The organism is Nonomuraea sp. IBHARD001, from assembly GCF_056106265.1.
Map to the genome: position 1 here is coordinate 7,610,747 of NZ_JBWBBW010000002.1, position 15,460 is coordinate 7,626,206.

12 protein-coding genes are annotated in these 15,460 nt (G+C 70.9%); 4 read left to right on the top strand and 8 right to left on the bottom strand.

Translation table 11 applies throughout. The annotated features are described in order from the left end of the window. Positions 1-113 precede the first annotated feature (113 nt). On the bottom strand, positions 114-710 hold the full coding sequence (locus ACTWNK_RS36195) for a sigma-70 family RNA polymerase sigma factor (RefSeq protein ID WP_474309420.1): 597 nt from the start codon (positions 708-710) through the stop codon (positions 114-116). Between the two features lie 247 nt (positions 711-957). Here ACTWNK_RS36195 and ACTWNK_RS36200 point away from each other — a divergent pair, with 247 nt between their 5' ends. Next, positions 958-2,034, top strand: coding sequence for a PLP-dependent cysteine synthase family protein (locus ACTWNK_RS36200; protein ID WP_474309421.1), 1,077 nt, complete (start codon positions 958-960; stop codon positions 2,032-2,034). 54 nt (positions 2,035-2,088) lie between these two features. Here ACTWNK_RS36200 and ACTWNK_RS36205 read toward each other — a convergent pair whose 3' ends face one another. After that, positions 2,089-3,066: an ABC transporter substrate-binding protein gene (locus ACTWNK_RS36205; protein ID WP_474309422.1), complete on the bottom strand. Its 978-nt coding sequence runs from the start codon at positions 3,064-3,066 to the stop codon at positions 2,089-2,091. Between the two features lie 89 nt (positions 3,067-3,155). Here ACTWNK_RS36205 and ACTWNK_RS36210 point away from each other — a divergent pair, with 89 nt between their 5' ends. Genes ACTWNK_RS36210 through ACTWNK_RS36220 form a run of 3 tightly spaced genes read left to right on the top strand, consistent with a single transcriptional unit; the run spans position 3,156 to position 6,078 of the window. Further along, entirely contained in the window at positions 3,156-4,190 is a 1,035-nt protein-coding gene (locus tag ACTWNK_RS36210; RefSeq protein WP_474309423.1) for a FecCD family ABC transporter permease, read from the top strand. After that, positions 4,187-5,254: a FecCD family ABC transporter permease gene (locus ACTWNK_RS36215; protein ID WP_474309424.1), complete on the top strand. Its 1,068-nt coding sequence runs from the start codon at positions 4,187-4,189 to the stop codon at positions 5,252-5,254. Before ACTWNK_RS36210 ends, ACTWNK_RS36215 begins: the two co-directional genes overlap by 4 nt. Beyond that, a complete protein-coding gene (locus ACTWNK_RS36220) occupies positions 5,251-6,078 on the top strand; it encodes an ABC transporter ATP-binding protein (protein WP_474309425.1) in 828 nt (275 codons plus the stop codon). The genes ACTWNK_RS36215 and ACTWNK_RS36220 overlap by 4 nt, the downstream gene beginning before the upstream one ends. Here ACTWNK_RS36220 and ACTWNK_RS36225 read toward each other — a convergent pair. The 6 genes from ACTWNK_RS36225 to ACTWNK_RS36250 all read right to left on the bottom strand — a co-directional run bounded on the left by ACTWNK_RS36225 (position 6,037) and on the right by ACTWNK_RS36250 (position 15,451). Further along, on the bottom strand, positions 6,037-7,239 hold the full coding sequence (locus ACTWNK_RS36225; RefSeq protein ID WP_474309426.1) for an MFS transporter: 1,203 nt from the start codon (positions 7,237-7,239) through the stop codon (positions 6,037-6,039). The genes ACTWNK_RS36220 and ACTWNK_RS36225 overlap by 42 nt on opposite strands. Beyond that, the gene (locus ACTWNK_RS36230) at positions 7,239-8,909 is read right to left on the bottom strand and encodes a tetratricopeptide repeat protein (protein ID WP_474309427.1); all 1,671 of its coding nucleotides are present in this window, start codon (positions 8,907-8,909) and stop codon (positions 7,239-7,241) included. Before ACTWNK_RS36230 ends, ACTWNK_RS36225 begins: the two co-directional genes overlap by 1 nt. A gap of 301 nt (positions 8,910-9,210) precedes the next feature. Next, on the bottom strand, positions 9,211-10,395 hold the full coding sequence (ftsY, locus tag ACTWNK_RS36235; protein WP_474309428.1) for a signal recognition particle-docking protein FtsY: 1,185 nt from the start codon (positions 10,393-10,395) through the stop codon (positions 9,211-9,213). A gap of 45 nt (positions 10,396-10,440) precedes the next feature. Beyond that, the gene (gene smc, locus ACTWNK_RS36240; RefSeq protein ID WP_474309429.1) at positions 10,441-14,130 is read right to left on the bottom strand and encodes a chromosome segregation protein SMC; all 3,690 of its coding nucleotides are present in this window, start codon (positions 14,128-14,130) and stop codon (positions 10,441-10,443) included. Between the two features lie 651 nt (positions 14,131-14,781). Further along, complete coding sequence (locus tag ACTWNK_RS36245; RefSeq protein WP_474309430.1) at positions 14,782-14,976, bottom strand: hypothetical protein; 195 nt, start codon at positions 14,974-14,976, stop codon at positions 14,782-14,784. 190 nt (positions 14,977-15,166) lie between these two features. Continuing rightward, positions 15,167-15,451, bottom strand: a complete 285-nt coding sequence (locus tag ACTWNK_RS36250) for an acylphosphatase (RefSeq protein ID WP_474309431.1) — start codon at positions 15,449-15,451, stop codon at positions 15,167-15,169. Positions 15,452-15,460 lie beyond the last annotated feature (9 nt).

A 15,460-nucleotide genomic window follows, 5' to 3' on the forward strand; every position in this document is an offset into this window, starting at 1 on the left:
GCCGCTCCCGACGCCAAGGGTGTTCGGCTCCCCGATGGGAGGACGTTACCCAGCAAGCGGCCCTCGTTCATAGACGCTCGGGCAAATCGGGGCCCCAGCAAACGACTATCGGATCAGGCTGCCTGGCGCTGGACGGGCAGGCGCAGGGCGCCTTCCTCGCGGGCGTACTCCTCCAGCATCGCGCGCAGCTGCCTGCGGCCGCGGTGCAGCCGGGACATCACCGTGCCGATCGGCGTGCCCATGCGCTCGGCGATCTCCTTGTAGGCGAATCCCTCGACATCGGCCAGGTAGACGGCCACGCGGAAGTCCTCGGGCAGGGCCTTGAGCGCGTTCATCACGGCGCTGTCGGGCAGCTGCTCGAGCGCCTCGGTCTCGGCCGAGCGCAGGCCGGTCGACATGTGCGACTCGGCTGCCGCGAGCTGCCAGTCCTCGATCTCCTCGGCGGCCGACACCTTCGGCGAGCGCTGCTTCTTGCGGTAGTCGTTGATGAAGTTGTTGGTCAGGATGCGGTGCAGCCAGGCCTTCAGGTTCGTGCCCTCGCGGAACTGGTGGTAGGAGGTGAACGCCTTGGCGACGGTCTCCTGCACGAGGTCCTCGGCGTCGGCGGTGTTGCGGGTCAGGCGCATGGCGGAGGCGTAGAGCTGTGTGGTGACCGGCATGACGTCCTGCTCGAACCATTCCTGACGCTGCTCATCGGTCATCGTGATCATGCTGTTCCCCCTCAGACGCTATCCCCCGCTGCCTGTCCGGCTTTTGGCCGAAATCACGGCATTCCCATCCTCGCAGCACCCCTGTAAGGGCGTCGTTAACGGTTCTGCCTGGTCAGGGGGTCGATCGGTCCATGTGCTCGCGGCGTGCGCAATCACGTCCACGGCTGGACAAGTCTCATTATCATAACACTCTCCCACCATTTCGGTCCGAACTGTGGCCAGAGTCACATGCGGTAGCGTATGGCCCATGGAATACGTGGACCGTCACGACAGCGATGCCCGCCGATGGGTGACCGAAGCCCTCCGCACCGTCGAAGCCGACGCCAATCGCAGCAGTGACACTCACCTTCACGTCTTCCCGCTGCCCCCTCGTTGGGGAATCAACCTCTACCTCAAAGACGAATCGGTGCACCCCACCGGTTCACTCAAGCACCGCCTGGCCCGCTCCCTCTTCCTGTACGGCCTGGCAGGCGGCTGGATCGGCCCCACGACCACGGTCGTCGAGGCGTCGAGCGGCTCCACGGCGGTCAGCGAGGCGTACTTCGCCCGGCTGATCGGCCTGCCGTTCATCGCGGTGATGCCCGCGTCGACCTCGCCCGAGAAGATCGCACTGATCGAGTTCTACGGCGGCAAGTGCCATCTGGTCGACGATCCGGCCGCGATCCACGAGGAGTCGCACCGGCTCGCCGCCGAGACGGGCGGGCACTTCATGGACCAGTTCACCTACGCCGAGCGGGCCACCGACTGGCGTGGCAACAACAACATCGCCGAGTCGATCTTCAACCAGATGGCGATGGAGCCGCATCCCGAACCGGCCTGGGTCGTGGTCGGCGCGGGCACGGGCGGCACGTCCGCGACGATAGGGCGCTACATCCGCTACCGGCGCTACGCCACCAGGCTCGCGGTCGCCGACCCCGAGGGATCGGCCTTCTACGGCTCCTGGGTGTCGGGCGACCAGACCACGAGCGCGCCGGGGTCGCGCATCGAGGGCATCGGCAGGCCGAGGGTCGAGCCCTCCTTCCAGGCCTCGGTGATCGACCGCATGTACCTGGTGCCCGACGCGCGCTCGATCGCGGCCATGCACTGGACGCACGAGGTCACCGGGCGTGACGTCGGCGGCTCGACGGGCACGAACGTCGCCGCCGCCGTCCACCTCATCAGGCAGATGCGCGCGTCGGGCGAGCGCGGCAGCGTGGTCACCCTGATCTGCGACGGCGGCGAGCGCTACCGGGGCACCTACTGCGACCAGGACTGGCTGCGCGAGGCCGGCCTGGACCTGAACCCGCACCTGGACGACCTGCGCGCCTTCCTCACCGAGGACTGAGAGCCCGGCTAAGCCGACCTGCGCGCCTTCCTCGCCGAGGACCGAGAGCCCGGCTCAGCCGTTGGCGGGGTCGACGCCGAAGATCTTCGCCACGTCGTCCAGCATGGCCTTGGCCCCCTGGATGCCCACGGCGCTCATCCAGGTCAGGTCGCTCACCTCGTGCTTGTCGCCCTTGAGCTTGCCCCACAGCGGATTGCCCTGGAAGGCCTTCTTGGGCGCGTCGGTGGCCGGGTCGGGATAGGCGGCGACGAAGATGTGGTCGGCGTCGAAGTCGGCGATCCGCTCCTGCGCCACGTCGACCGCGATGCCGTCGGGGTTCTTCGGCTGCTCGGCCGGACGCGGGAAGCCCACGTCCTTCAGCACGATGCCGGAGTAGGAGTTCTCCATGTAGAGCCGCGTGGTGGGCTCACCGGCGAAGCGCACGACCGAGATCGTGGGCAGCGCGCCGCCGTTCTTCTCCTTGATCGAGGCGCCGATCCGGCCCGCGCGCTCCTCCAGCTCCTTGATCTTGGCCTCGGCGAGGTCCTGCTTGCCGAGCGTCCGGCCCATCAGGCGCACGTTGTCCTTCCAGATGGCGCCCGTGGTCTCGGAGAACACCGTGGGGGCGATCTTGGAGAGCTTGTCGTAGAGGGCCTCGTGCCTGACCTTGGCCGAGACGATCAGGTCGGGCTTCAGGGCGATGATCCGCTCCAGGCTCGGCTCCTCCAGCGTGCCGACGACCGTGGCCTGCTTGCCGTACTGCGCCGCGACGGCGCCCAGGTAGTCGGGCAGCTTGTCGTCGATCGAGCGGTAGGTCGTGTAGCCGACCACCGGGGTCTCCAGTGTGAGGACGGCGTCGACGAAGCTCTGGTCGAGGGCGACGACCCGCTTCGGAGGCGCGGGGATCACGGTCTCGCCCATGGCGTGCTTCACCGTGATCGAGGCGGCGGCGGGCTCGGCGGTGTTCTGTGCGGCGGAGGAGTCCGAGGCCGATCCGCATGCCGTGAGCCCCGCGATCAGCAGGGCTACGGCAAGGGCTCGCGACAGCTTCATGCACCTGCTCCTAAGGTCTACCTAAGTAAGATTAGCCATGCCTAACCTGGCATACTTCTCGTTGGGCGTGCAAATAGGAGGAAGTCCTGGTGAGTAGAGCGGTGGCCGTCCCACGCCCGCACGGCGTACGGCACAACCGCCTCCTCGTCATCGCCGCACTGATCGCGACACTGGTCGTCGCGGTCGTGCTGAGTGTGGCCGTCGGCGCCAAGTCCGTGCCGCTCGGCGACGTCTGGCAGGCGCTCACCGCACCCTCGGGCACCGAGCACGACATCATCGTGCGCTCGCTGCGCGTGCCCCGCACGGTCATCGGCCTGCTGGCCGGCATCTCGCTCGGCGTCGCTGGCGCGCTCATGCAGGGGCACACGCGCAACCCGCTGGCCGACCCCGGACTGCTCGGCGTCACCCAGGGGGCCGCGTTCGCGATGGTGGCGGGCATCCTGCTGCTCGGGGCCGGCAGCCTGCACGTTCACATCTGGTTCGGCCTGGCCGGGGCGCTGCTGGCCAGCGCGGGGGTGTTCGCACTCGGCATGGTCGGCGGCAGGGGCGGGCCGACGCCCGTGACGCTCGCCCTGGCGGGCACGGCGGTCAGCGCCTTCCTCTACGCGCTCACCTCGGCACTCGTCCTGCTGGACGAGCAGGCCATGGACGTCTTCAGGTTCTGGCAGTCGGGCTCGATCGCCGCCAGAGGGGCCGACACGATCGTGCAGCTGCTGCCGTTCATCGCGGCCGGGCTGCTGCTCGCGGCGGTCAACGCGACCGGGCTCAACGCGCTCTCGCTCGGCGAGGACGTCGCCAGAGGGCTCGGCCAGGACGTGGCCAGGACCCGGGCCGTCGGCATCGCCGCCGTCACCCTGCTGACCGCCGCCACCGTCGCGGCCTGCGGCTCGCTGGCCTTCATCGGCCTGGTCGTGCCCCATCTGGCCCGCTCGCTCACCGGGACCGACCACCGCCTGCTGCTGCCCGTCTCCGCGCTGGTCGGGGCCTGTCTGCTGCTGATCGCCGATGTCATCGGCCGGGTGGTCGCGCCGCCGGGCGAGCTGGAGGTCGGCGTCGTGCTCGCCCTCATCGGCGCGCCGTTCTTCATCGCACTCGTGCGCCGCAGGAAGCCGGTGCGACTGTGAACACCTCCACCGCCGTGCTGCCGCTGCGCCTGGCCGGGCTGTCCTGGCAGCTGCGCCTGCGCGGCGCCGTGGTGAGCCTGGCCGGTCTCGGGCTGCTGGTGGTGCTGATGGCCGTCAACATGCGCATCGGCGACATCGAGATGAGCGTGGCCCAGGTGCTGCGCGCCGTCGTCGACACCGAAGGCGCCGACCACTTCGTCGTCATGGAGCTGCGCCTGCCCCGGGCGCTGACGGCCGCCCTGGTCGGCGCCGCACTCGCCCTCGCGGGCGCGATCACCCAGTCGGTCGCGCGCAACCCCCTGGCCAGCCCCGAGATCCTCGGCGTGACCACCGGCGCCTCCGTGACCGTGGTCGCGGGCGTGGTGCTCAGCGGAAGTACGGCAGGCGGGGTCAGCGGTGTGCTCGCCGGGGTCGGCATCCCGCTGCTGGCCCTGCTCGGCGGCCTGCTCGGGGCGTTCGTCGTCTACGCGCTCGCCTGGCGGCACGGGCTCGACGGCTACCGGCTCGTCCTGGTCGGCATCGGCGTGGCGGCCGTGTTCACCAATGTGAAGTACTGGCTGCTGACCGTGGGCGATGTCAACGACACCACCAAGGCGATGGTGTGGATCACCGGCTCGCTGCACGGCAGAGGCTGGGAGCACGTCACACCGGTCGCCGTCGCACTGGCCGTCCTGGTGCCGCTCACCCTGCTCGGCACCCGCTCGCTCGGGGCGCTCAGGTTCGGCGACGACACCGTGGCCGGGCTCGGCGTGCGGATGAACCTGGCACGCGGGCTCATGATCGTGGCCGCCGTCCTGCTGGCCGCCGTCGCCACGGCCTCCGCCGGGCCCATCGCCTTCGTCGCCCTGGCCTCGCCGCAGATCGCCCTGCGGCTGGCGGGCGTCGCCCATCCGCCCCTGGTCGTCTCGGCCGTCGTCGGCGCGCTGCTGACCGTCACGGCCGATCTGGTGGCCAGGACCCTGTTCTCGCCGACCGAGCTGCCGGTGGGCATCGTCACCGCCGTGCTCGGCGCGCCGTACCTGATCTACCTGCTCATCCGAATCCGTAGAAAGGGCCGCTCATGAGGCTGCAAGCTGTCGACGTCAAACTCGGGTACGGCGACCGCCTCATCGTCGACGGACTGGATCTCGGCATCGAGGCCGGGACCGTCACCACGATCATCGGACCGAACGGCTGCGGCAAGTCCACCCTGCTGCGCGCGCTCGGCCGGCTGCTCAAGCCGTCGGGCGGCGAGGTCCTGCTGGACGGCAAGCGCATCGACAGCATCCCCACCCGCGAGGTGGCCAAGATCCTCGGCGTGCTGCCGCAGGCCCCGTCGGCGCCGGAGGGCCTGACGGTCGCCGACCTGGTGGCGCGCGGGCGGCACCCGCACCAGACGTGGTACCGGCAGTGGTCCTCCGACGACGAGTCGGCCGTCGGCAGGGCGCTGGCCATGACCGGGCTCGCCGACCTGGCCGACCGCCCGCTGGACGAGCTGTCGGGCGGCCAGCGCCAGCGCGCCTGGATCTCCATGGCGCTGGCCCAGGGCACCGACCTGCTCCTGCTCGACGAACCCACCACGTTCCTCGACCTGGCCCACCAGGTGGAGGTGCTCGAACTGGTCAGGCATCTGCACCACGAGGCCGGGCGCACGGTCGTCATGGTCCTGCACGACCTGAACCTGGCCGCACGCTACGCCGACCGCCTGGTCGCCATGCGCGACGGCCGCGTGATCGCCGCAGGTCCTCCGCACGAGGTGCTGACCGAGGATCTGCTGCGTGAGGTGTTCGACCTGGACGCCAGGGTCATCGCCGACCCGGTCGCCGGCACGCCGCTGGTCGTGCCGATCGGCACCAGGCACAGCCCGCTAGGCGCCTACGAGGTTCAGTCGCACGTCGCGAAGCCGTGACCTGGAGGCGGCCAGTGCGATCGCGAGCCAGCTCGTCCCGGCCACGGCCATGAGCAGGTAGGCGTCGCCCCAGGCCGTCTCCAGCAGCCCGGTGGCCAGCGCCGCGATCGGGATCGAGGCGAAGCCGATCATCCGCGAGGTGGCCAGCACCCGGCCGAGCAGCCGGTCGGGCGTCAGCCGCTGGCGCAATGTCATGATCGCAACGATCGAGATGCCCGCCGAGGCGAACTGCCCCAGCCAGGCCGCGCCGATCCACCACGGCCCCCTGGCCGGGATCATCGCCAGCATCGACAGCCCACCGCAGACCAGCCCCAGCGTGACCAGCCGGTAGGGCGGGTACCTGCGCAGCAGCCAGGCCCCGCCGATCGCCCCCAGCACGGCTCCCGCGCCCTGCATGCCGTACACGATGCCGATCTGACCCGGTGTGAAGTGGTGGTAGGAGGTCAGATAGAACACCAGGTCCGCCAGCAGCAACCACACCCCCAGATTCACCCCGAACGGCACCAGCGCCGCCGTCAGCAGCACCCGGTTCTCCCTGACCATGTGGTGCAGGCACTCCCGGATGTCACCGGCCACCGAGCGGCCCGCCCGCACCGGCGCCCGCGCCACCCCCCTGACCCCGAGCACGAGCAGCGCCGACAGCAGGAACGTGCCGGAGTCGACGAAGATCGTGAACTGGTGGCCGAACGCGGTGACCAGCGCGGTGGCGATGAGAGGACCGGCCATGTTGATCGAGTAGTCCACGATGTGCAGCCTGGCGTTGGCCTGCCCGAGTCGTTCGGCGGGCACGAGCGCGGGGACCAGGCTCTGCAGCGACGGCTGGTACAGCGGATCGACGCACGCCAGCGCGAACGTCAGCACGTAGATCAGCCACACCGGGTGCGCGCCCGCCATGACGAAGAACCCGAGCCCCGCCGCGATCGCCGCCGCGACGAGATCGCCCGCCACCAGCACCCGCCTGCGCTCGAACCGGTCGGCCAGCACCCCGCCGAACATCGCCAGCAGCAGGTAGGGCAGGTACTCCATCACATAGACGAACCCGGTGCCGACGGCCGAGCCGGTCAGCTCCAGCACGAGCAGCGGCAGGGTCAGGCGGTAGATCCAGTTGCCCGCGGACGAAACGAGATAGGCGGTCAGCAGCAGCCAGTACCCGGCGCCCATCACCGTTGCCTCAGGGCCTGCCTCACGTCCTCGTCGCCGGGGTCGAGCTCGGCGGCGCGCAGCAGGTCGGCCCTCGCCTCCCTGCGCCGGCCCGCCGCTCGCAGGGCCACCGCCCGGTTGAACCTCAGCTCGACCGTCTCGCCGAGCTCCACCGCCGTGGTCAGGTCCGCGATCGCCCCCTCGACGTCGCCCAGTTCGAAGGCCAGTTGCCCCCTGCCCGCCCAGGCGAGCGCCAGCCGGGGGTCGAGCGCCACGGCCGCGTTGAACGCCGACACCGCCTCGGCGCTGCGCCCCTCGGCCGCCTCGATCTGCCCCAGCGTGCACAGCAGGTACGGGTTGCCGGGGTCGCGCTCGGCGTCGAGCCTGGCCCGCCGGTGCTCGCCGATCGCCACCAGCAGGCCGGCCCTGTTGACATAGGCGTCGGTGAAGCCGGGGTCGAGTTCGATGGCGTAGTCCAGGTCGGCGAGCGCGCCTTCGTGGTCGCCCTCGGCGAATCGGACCTCGGCCCTGTTGTAGTACGGCTCGGGGAAGGGCAGGCCGACGCGCATCGCGCTCTCGTAGTCCTCGACGGCCTCGCTCCTGCGGCCCAGGCGCAGGCGCAGGTTGCCCCGGTCGATGTAGTAGTCGGGGTAGCCCGGGTCGGCGTCGATCACCGCGTCGAGGTCGCGTAAGGCGCCCTCCAGGTCGCCTCCTGCGGCCAGGAGCTGGGCCCGGTTGGCCCGCAGCACCAGGCGGTGAATGGGGTGCTCGCCCGGCTCCAGGTCGTTGTCGGCCAGCTCGATCGCCTGCTCGACCAGGGCGAGCGCCTCGGCCGGGCGGCCCCTGCGCACCTGGACGAGTGCCTTGCCGTTGAGGTCGAAGCCCAGGTGGAAGGCGCGCATCCGGCGGTCGGGCAGCAGGGCGGTGATCGTCACGGCCTCGTTGATCCAGGCCAGCGCCTCGTCGGGCGCCCGTTTCGCCGGGTCGTGGTGGCGTACCAGCAGCATCGCGGTGGCGTAGGCGGCCGTGGCCCGGTTGCGTGGGTCCGTGCTGGTCCTGCGGCCCAGGTCGTAGAGCCGCTTGGCCTCCTCCTCGCGCTCGACGGCGGCCAGCGCGCCCGCCGTCCGGTGCAGGAGCTGCCACCACGCCTCCGGGTCGGCGTCGTGGTCGGCGCGCTCGAACTCGGCGCCCCCGACCTCGGCGACCGCGTGGTAGAAGCCCTCACGCCAGCACCGTTCCACCAGATCGGCGGGCGGCTGCCCCGCGGGGCCCGGCTCGCGCCCGCCCTCGTGCACGATGCCGAGCAGCGCCCCGTCGACCCGGCGCGCCAGCACGTCGAGGAACTCGGCATCGGTCGGATCCGCCAGCTCCGCATTGCGCACCACGATCCGCCTCGGCCCGCTGGCCGCCAGATGATCGCGTACGAACTCCGCGAGCCCGTTGGCGATCCGGAGAGTACGGCGGGGCGCGGGCACCAGGATGCGCTCGGCCGGAGGCAGGCAGGCGGCCCGCGACACCCTGACCGCGGGCACGACCGGCTCAAGACCGGGAGCCGCCGCGCGGATCTCGATGTCATGCCTGGCGACCAGGCCCGGATCGCGTCGCAAGGCCTCTGGCACGAGCACGCCGAGCAGCGCCGAGGCTGCGGCATAGGGACCGCGCCCGCGGCGGTCGGCGTCGAGGTGAATCACCCGCTGGCCCTTTCGCCGGCCGGACGGCCGGTGCCTCGGGGAAAGGCACCGGCCCCGGGCTGAGTCAGTGGTGCTTCGGCGTGGCCGACCCGGTGAGCTTCACGGTGCCAGGCTTGTGGATGACGACCTTCTTCATCGGAGATGCTGCCTTCCTCAGGGGGGACGGACCAAACCGACCAATATCAACATGGCGTCAGCGCCCCGGCAAGCCCTCGACCGGTAAGGGACATTTCCCCTTTTATCGAATTACACCGGAATACAGGTGCACATCCGATACAGAGTGAAGTCGGCGATATCCCGGTCAGTCACCCAGAATCGCGTCGACGAACACCTCGGGATCGAACGGCGCCAGGTCGTCGGGCCCTTCGCCCAGTCCGACCAGCTTCACCGGCACCCCCAGCTCACGCTGAACCGAGATGACGATGCCGCCCTTCGCGGTGCCGTCCAGCTTCGTCAGTGCGATGCCGGTGATATTTACCACTTCGGCGAACACTTGCGCCTGACGCATGCCGTTCTGACCGGTCGTCGCGTCGAGCACCAGCAGCACCTCGTCGACCGTGGCCTTCTTCTCGATGACGCGCTTGACCTTGCCGAGCTCGTCCATCAGGCCGGTCTTGGTGTGCAGCCTGCCCGCCGTGTCCACGATGACCGTGTCGGCCTTCTCGCCGATGCCCTTGGCCACCGCCTCGAACGCCACCGAGGCCGGGTCGCCGCCCTCGGGGCCGCGCACGACCTCGGCGCCGACCCGGTCGCCCCACGTCTGCAACTGGTCGGCAGCCGCCGCGCGGAAGGTGTCGGCGGCGCCGAGCACCACCGTCTTGCCGTCGCCCACCAGCACGCGGGCCAGCTTGCCCGTCGTCGTGGTCTTGCCGGTGCCGTTGACGCCGACCACGAGCACAACCGCCGGGCGCTCGCCGTGCTTGGCGACGTGCAGCGTGCGGTCGAGGTCGGGGTTGATCTGGACCAGCAACTGCTCGCGCAGCAGCGCCCGCACCTCCTGCGGGGTCCGCGTGCCCAGCACCTTGACCTTGGTACGCAGCTCCTCGACCATCGCACGCGTCGGCGCCACCCCGACGTCGGCGGTGATCAGGCTCTCCTCGATCTCGTCCCACACGTCGTCGTCGAGCCGGTCGCGCGAGAGCAGCTCCAGCAGGCCCTTGCCGAACGCGCTCTGCGACCTGGCCAGCCGCGAGCGCAGCCTGACCATGCGGCCCGCCGACGGCGGCGGCACGTCCAGCTCCGGCGTGACGATCATCGTCTCGGCCGGCTTGGCCGGTGCGGGCGGCGGGACCGTGGTGGTCACGCCCTCCTGCTCGCCACCGCCCTTGAGCGGAGGCTGCTGCTCGCCGGGCAGCGGAGTGGTGTCCTTGGGCTCGACCTGCGGTGGCGCAGCCTTGCCCCCGGACCTGAACAGGAGGAACATGCCGCCGGCCGCCAACAGGGCGACGACGACCACGATCGCGATGATGCCGAGGTAGTCGTTCACAAGAGTTCAGTTTTCCAGACCGGCCGGCATGCTCGGTCCACCGGCTCAGGCGTGCTCACGCTCACGCATGCGCTGGCTGATGACCTGGGTGACGCCGTCGCCCCGCATGGACACGCCGTACAGGGCGTCGGCGATCTCCATCGTGCGCTTGTTGTGGGTGATGACGATCAGCTGCGAGCTCTGCCGCAACTCCTCGAACAGGGTCAGCAACCGCTGCGTGTTCGTGTCGTCGAGCGCCGCCTCGACCTCGTCCATCACATAGAAGGGCGACGGCCTGGCCTTGAAGATGGACACCAGGAACGCCACCGCGGTCAGCGAGCGCTCGCCGCCCGACAGCAGCGACAGGCGCTTGACCTTCTTGCCCGGCGGGCGCGCCTCCACCTCGATGCCGGTCGTCAGCATGTCGGTGGGGTCGGTGAGGATCAGCTTGCCGTCCCCGCCGGGGAAGACACGGCCGAAGATCTGCTCGAACTCCCTGGCGACGTCTTCGTACGCCGAGGCGAACATCTGCTCCACCCGCGCGTCGACCTCCGCCACCACCGTCATCAGGTCGCGGCGCGTCTTCTTGAGGTCCTCCAGCTGCGAGGTGAGGAAGGCGTGGCGTTCCTCCAGCGCCGCGAACTCCTCCAGGGCCAGCGGGTTGACCTTGCCGAGCTGGGTCATCTGGCGCTCGGCCTGCCTGGCCCGCTTCTCCTGCTCCTCGCGCACGTAGGGCACGGGCGGGTCGCCCGGCACCTCGGCGCCGGGGCCGTACTCCGTCATCAGCGCCTCGCCCTCGACGCCGAACTCCTCCAGGGCCCGCTGCTCCATCTGCTCAAGACGCAGCCGCTGCTCGGTCCTGGCCATCTCGCTGCCGTGCACCCGGTTGGTGAGCTTGTCCAGCTCGCCGCTCAGCTCGCGCACCCGCACGCGCACCGACTTCAGCTCCGCGTCGATCGCCACCCTGGCCAGGTCGGCCTCGTCGCGCTCACGCGCCGCCGACTCGATCGAACCCGACAGTACGGCCAGCACCTGCCGAGCGCCCTTGACCACGGCCTCGGCGACCACGGCCTGCCGCCTTCGCCGCTCCCGCGTGGCCGCCGCCCGCGACCGCTCCTCGCGTTCGCGCCGCGCCGCCCGCATGAGCGCGTCGGCGCGGCCCGCGATGCCGCCCACCCGCTCCTCGGCCGTGCGCACGGTGAGCCTGGCGTCCATCTCGTACTGCCTGGCCACGGCGCAGCCGCCCGCCAGGTCGTCGCGGACGTCGGTCGTCGGCTCGTCCTCGAGCTCCTGGGAGTACTCGGCCTCGGCCAGGCGCTCCTCCAGCTCGGTCAGCTCCGACAGGCCGCTCTCGCGTGCCTCCTGGGCCGCCGCCACGCCCTTGGCCAGGCGATGGCTCTCCGCCTTGGCCGCCTCCGCCGCCGCGCCGAGCTGGGCCAGCCGTCTGGCCGCCGCCGCGTTGCGCTGGTCGGACTCGCGCTGCCTGCTCCTGACCTGGTCGAGCACGGACTGCGCCGCACTCACGCCGCTCTGCGCGGCGCCCGCCGCACTCTGCGCCTCCGCGACCCCCGCCTGGGCGGCCTCCACCGCCGCCTGCGCTCCCGCCTCGGCGGTCACCGCCTCCTCCAGCGCGGCGCCCGCCTCCTCGGCCTTGACGCGGGCATCCTCAAGATCGGCGATCGCCTCGTCGAGCGCGGCCCGCATCTGCAGCGCCGACGACCCACCGGCCGAACCACCGGCCGCCAGGTGAGCGCCCAGCACGTCGCCGTCCCTGGTCACGGCGCGCAGCCCGGCATCGGCCCGGACCACGGCCCCGGCGGCGCGGAGATCGTCGACGACGACGACACCGTCGAGGAGATGGTCGACGGCCGCCCGCAACTCGGCGGGAACCGTGACAAGGGCCGCAGCCCACTCGCTACCTTCGGGGGCCCGCCCCCGGCCGGAAGCCTGCGGGCCGCCCCCCGCACTCCGGGCGAGCAGCAGGGTCGCCTGGCCCGACTCCTTGGCACGCAGCAGCTCCAGGGCGTGCAGGGCGATGTCGACGTCCGTGACGGCCACGGCCTCGGCCGCCGCGCCCAGGACGGCGGCCATCGCGACCTCCGCGCCAGGCGCGACCGTCATCCGGGCGGCCAGCGGGCCGATCACCCCGGCCAGATCGGCCGCCAGCAGGGCGGCGCCGCCGTCGGCGCCCCTGGCCAGGCCGAGCTCCAACGCGTCACACCTGGCCTGCAGCGCGGCGACCGCGCGCTGGGCCGCCTGGTCGGTCGTGCGGGCCGTGGCCGCGCCAGACCTGGCCGCCTGGGCAGCCGCGCGCGGCGCCTCGACCTCGGCCTTGGCCGCCTCGACCGCCCTGCGGGCCTCGTCGGCCAGGGCTCGCGCCTGCTCGACGGACTCCTGCGCCGTGGCCAGCTCCTCGGCCAGAGCGGGATCGACGGCGGGCTCCTGGGCCTCCTGGTCGTCGTGGTCCTCCTGAGCGCGCCGCGCACGGTCTTCGGCGTCGTCGACGGCCTTGACCAGCCTGCCGATCTCCTCCTCGGCCGCCCTGGCCCTCGTCCGCACGGCGTCGACCCGGCCCCGCAGCTTGGCCAGCCCCTCACGCCGATCGGCCGCGGCCCTGGCGGCCATGGCCAGGCGCTGCTCCTCCACGCGCAGGGCGGCCTCGGCCTCCGAGCGGCGCTCCACGGCCGTGTCGAGGGTGAGCTGGGCCTGCTCCAGCGCTTCGGCGAGCACCTGCTCCTCGGCCCTGACCTCGTCGGCCTCGCGCTCCAGGTCTTCGGGGTCGCGGCCCCGGCGCTCGACCGAGGCCGCGTCGAGGGCGTTGCGGTGCCGTTCGGCGGCGAGCTGTTCGAGGCCGGTGATGCGCTCACGCAGCGACGACAGCCTGAAGTACGTCTCCTGCGCCGCCGAGAGCCTGGGCTGGGCCTCGGTCTCGGCCGCCTCCAGCGCGCTCTCGCGCTGCTGGCCCTCCGCCAGCTCCGTCTCGACCTGGCGGCGCCTGGTCTGGATCGCGGCCTCGTCGGCCGCCTCACGGCGCAACGTCTCGCGCAGGATGCCCACGTCGTCGGCCAGCAGGCGCAGCCTCGCATCACGCAGGTCGGCCTGGATGACGGCCGCCTTGCGGGCGATCTCGGCCTGGCGTCCCAGCGGTTTGAGCTGGCGGCGCAGCTCGGTGGCGAGGTCTTGGACCCTGGTCAGATTGGCCTGCATCGCATCCAGCTTGCGCAGGGCCTTTTCCTTGCGCTTGCGGTGCTTGAGCACGCCCGCGGCCTCTTCGATGAAGGCCCTGCGGTCCTCGGGACCGGCGTGCAGGACGGCGTCGAGCTGGCCCTGGCCGACGATGACATGCATCTCACGGCCGATGCCCGAGTCGGAGAGCAGCTCCTGGATGTCGAGCAGGCGGCAGGTGTCGCCGTTGATGGCGTACTCGCTCTGGCCCGATCTGAACATCAGCCGGCTGATCGTCACCTCGGTGTAGTCGATGGGCAGCGCGCCGTCGGAGTTGTCGATCGTCAGCGTGACCTCGGCCCGGCCCAGCGGGGCCCGGCTCGACGTGCCGGCGAAGATGACGTCCTCCATCTTGCCGCCGCGCAACGACTTGGCGCTGTGCTCGCCCATGACCCAGGCGAGCGCGTCGACGACATTGGACTTGCCCGAGCCGTTGGGCCCGACCACACACGTGATCCCCGGCTCGAACCGCAGCGCGGTCGCCGAGGCGAAGGACTTGAACCCGCGCAGGGTGAGGGTCTTCAGGTACACAGTCCGCGACCCCCTCCCGATTAGCCTTCGGGAAAGACTACTGTCCCACCCGCCTCCACACCGGTCAGAGCCACCGACTGGCGAGCCCCGCCTCACCTGGCAGGGGGCTTTTCGATGGAGATGCAGGACAATGCACGCCCAGTACGTGGCTCGCCGCGTACGGAGGGCATCTGAGACCGCGACAGGATCACAGACCCTCGCACAGCTCTCAACCCCAAGCCCAAGCGACTCCCCCACCGGGCACGGGCGACGCCCCAACCAAGCGCGGGCAGCTGTCCAACCAAGCGCAGTGACGCAAGCCGAGCACCGAGAAGCGACCTAAGCGCGGAGACGCGCCCCCAACACGGAGAGCCAAGCCGAGCAGCCCTCAGAGCGCGGACAGCCGAGCCGAGCGGCCCTCAGAGCGCGGACAGCCGAGCCGAGCGGCCCTCAGATCAAGCCCAGCGACGGAACCCGAGCGATCCCTCAGCCGGACACGCAGACCAGCCCTCAGCCTGGAGCCCAAACCCGCCTTCCTGGAGCCCAAACAAACTCCCCAAACCCCCGGGAACGCCAAACAGGCACCCCACCCCGAAGGGAGGAGGCGCCTGGGCAAAAGACGAGGGACGCCTCGTCGAGACGTCCCAATTTACGGTTAAGCGGTCCGACCTCTCAGGTGAGAGCCGGCTCACGCTCCTGCAGGCGGGTGAACGCCTCATCACGGGTCGTAGCCGCTAGAGCGTCGTTCTGGGCCTGGAGCCGGGTGAGTTCTGCCTCCAGGTCACGGATCCGCTGCTGCAAACGCCGCATCTCCGAGACCATCCGAGGATCAGGACCGCCGACGTGGCCAAGTAGAGCCTTCGCCATGGTAAAGGGTCCTCCACGCTGAGTGACCAGACTGGTTCGCGCACTTCATTTTCCGCGGGAGGGGTGCGCGTGGTACCTACCTAGAGTCGCACCGGCAGTAGGGGCGGTCAAGTTGAACGCACCGCCTGGACCTACTGGTGGGCACTCCCGACATACAAATATACCGCATTTAGGGGGTTTGAGGGAAGGGCTATCTTTCGATGAAGCCGGTGATGCTACCTCGCGCTTCTGTCCAGCGCTCCACCACTCCATCCACCCTGCCGGGCGTCTGGCAACCCCTCAGGGCCTCCAGCAGCTTGACGCAGGCCGCCCGATCACCCTCAGCGACGATCTCGACCCGGCCGTCGGCGGTGTTGCGCGCCCAGCCCCGAAGTCCGAGCTCCAACGCCCTCGACCTGGTCCACCAGCGGAACCCGACCCCTTGGACCTCTCCCCTGGCCCAGGCGGTCAGCCGTACGGGCGTGCCCTCCTCCATCGCCCGGCC

Excerpts from the sequence above, each read along its gene's own strand:
- ACTWNK_RS36195 (WP_474309420.1), bottom strand. The coding sequence starts at position 710 with ATGATCACGATGACCGATGAGCAGCGTCAGGAATGGTTCGAGCAGGAC.
- ACTWNK_RS36225 (WP_474309426.1), bottom strand. The coding sequence starts at position 7,239 with ATGGGCGCCGGGTACTGGCTGCTGCTGACCGCCTATCTCGTTTCGTCC.
- ACTWNK_RS36200 (WP_474309421.1), top strand. The coding sequence starts at position 958 with ATGGAATACGTGGACCGTCACGACAGCGATGCCCGCCGATGGGTGACC.
- ACTWNK_RS36205 (WP_474309422.1), bottom strand. The coding sequence starts at position 3,066 with ATGAAGCTGTCGCGAGCCCTTGCCGTAGCCCTGCTGATCGCGGGGCTC.
- ACTWNK_RS36245 (WP_474309430.1), bottom strand. The coding sequence starts at position 14,976 with ATGGCGAAGGCTCTACTTGGCCACGTCGGCGGTCCTGATCCTCGGATG.
- ACTWNK_RS36220 (WP_474309425.1), top strand. The coding sequence starts at position 5,251 with ATGAGGCTGCAAGCTGTCGACGTCAAACTCGGGTACGGCGACCGCCTC.
- ACTWNK_RS36250 (WP_474309431.1), bottom strand. The coding sequence starts at position 15,451 with ATGGAGGAGGGCACGCCCGTACGGCTGACCGCCTGGGCCAGGGGAGAG.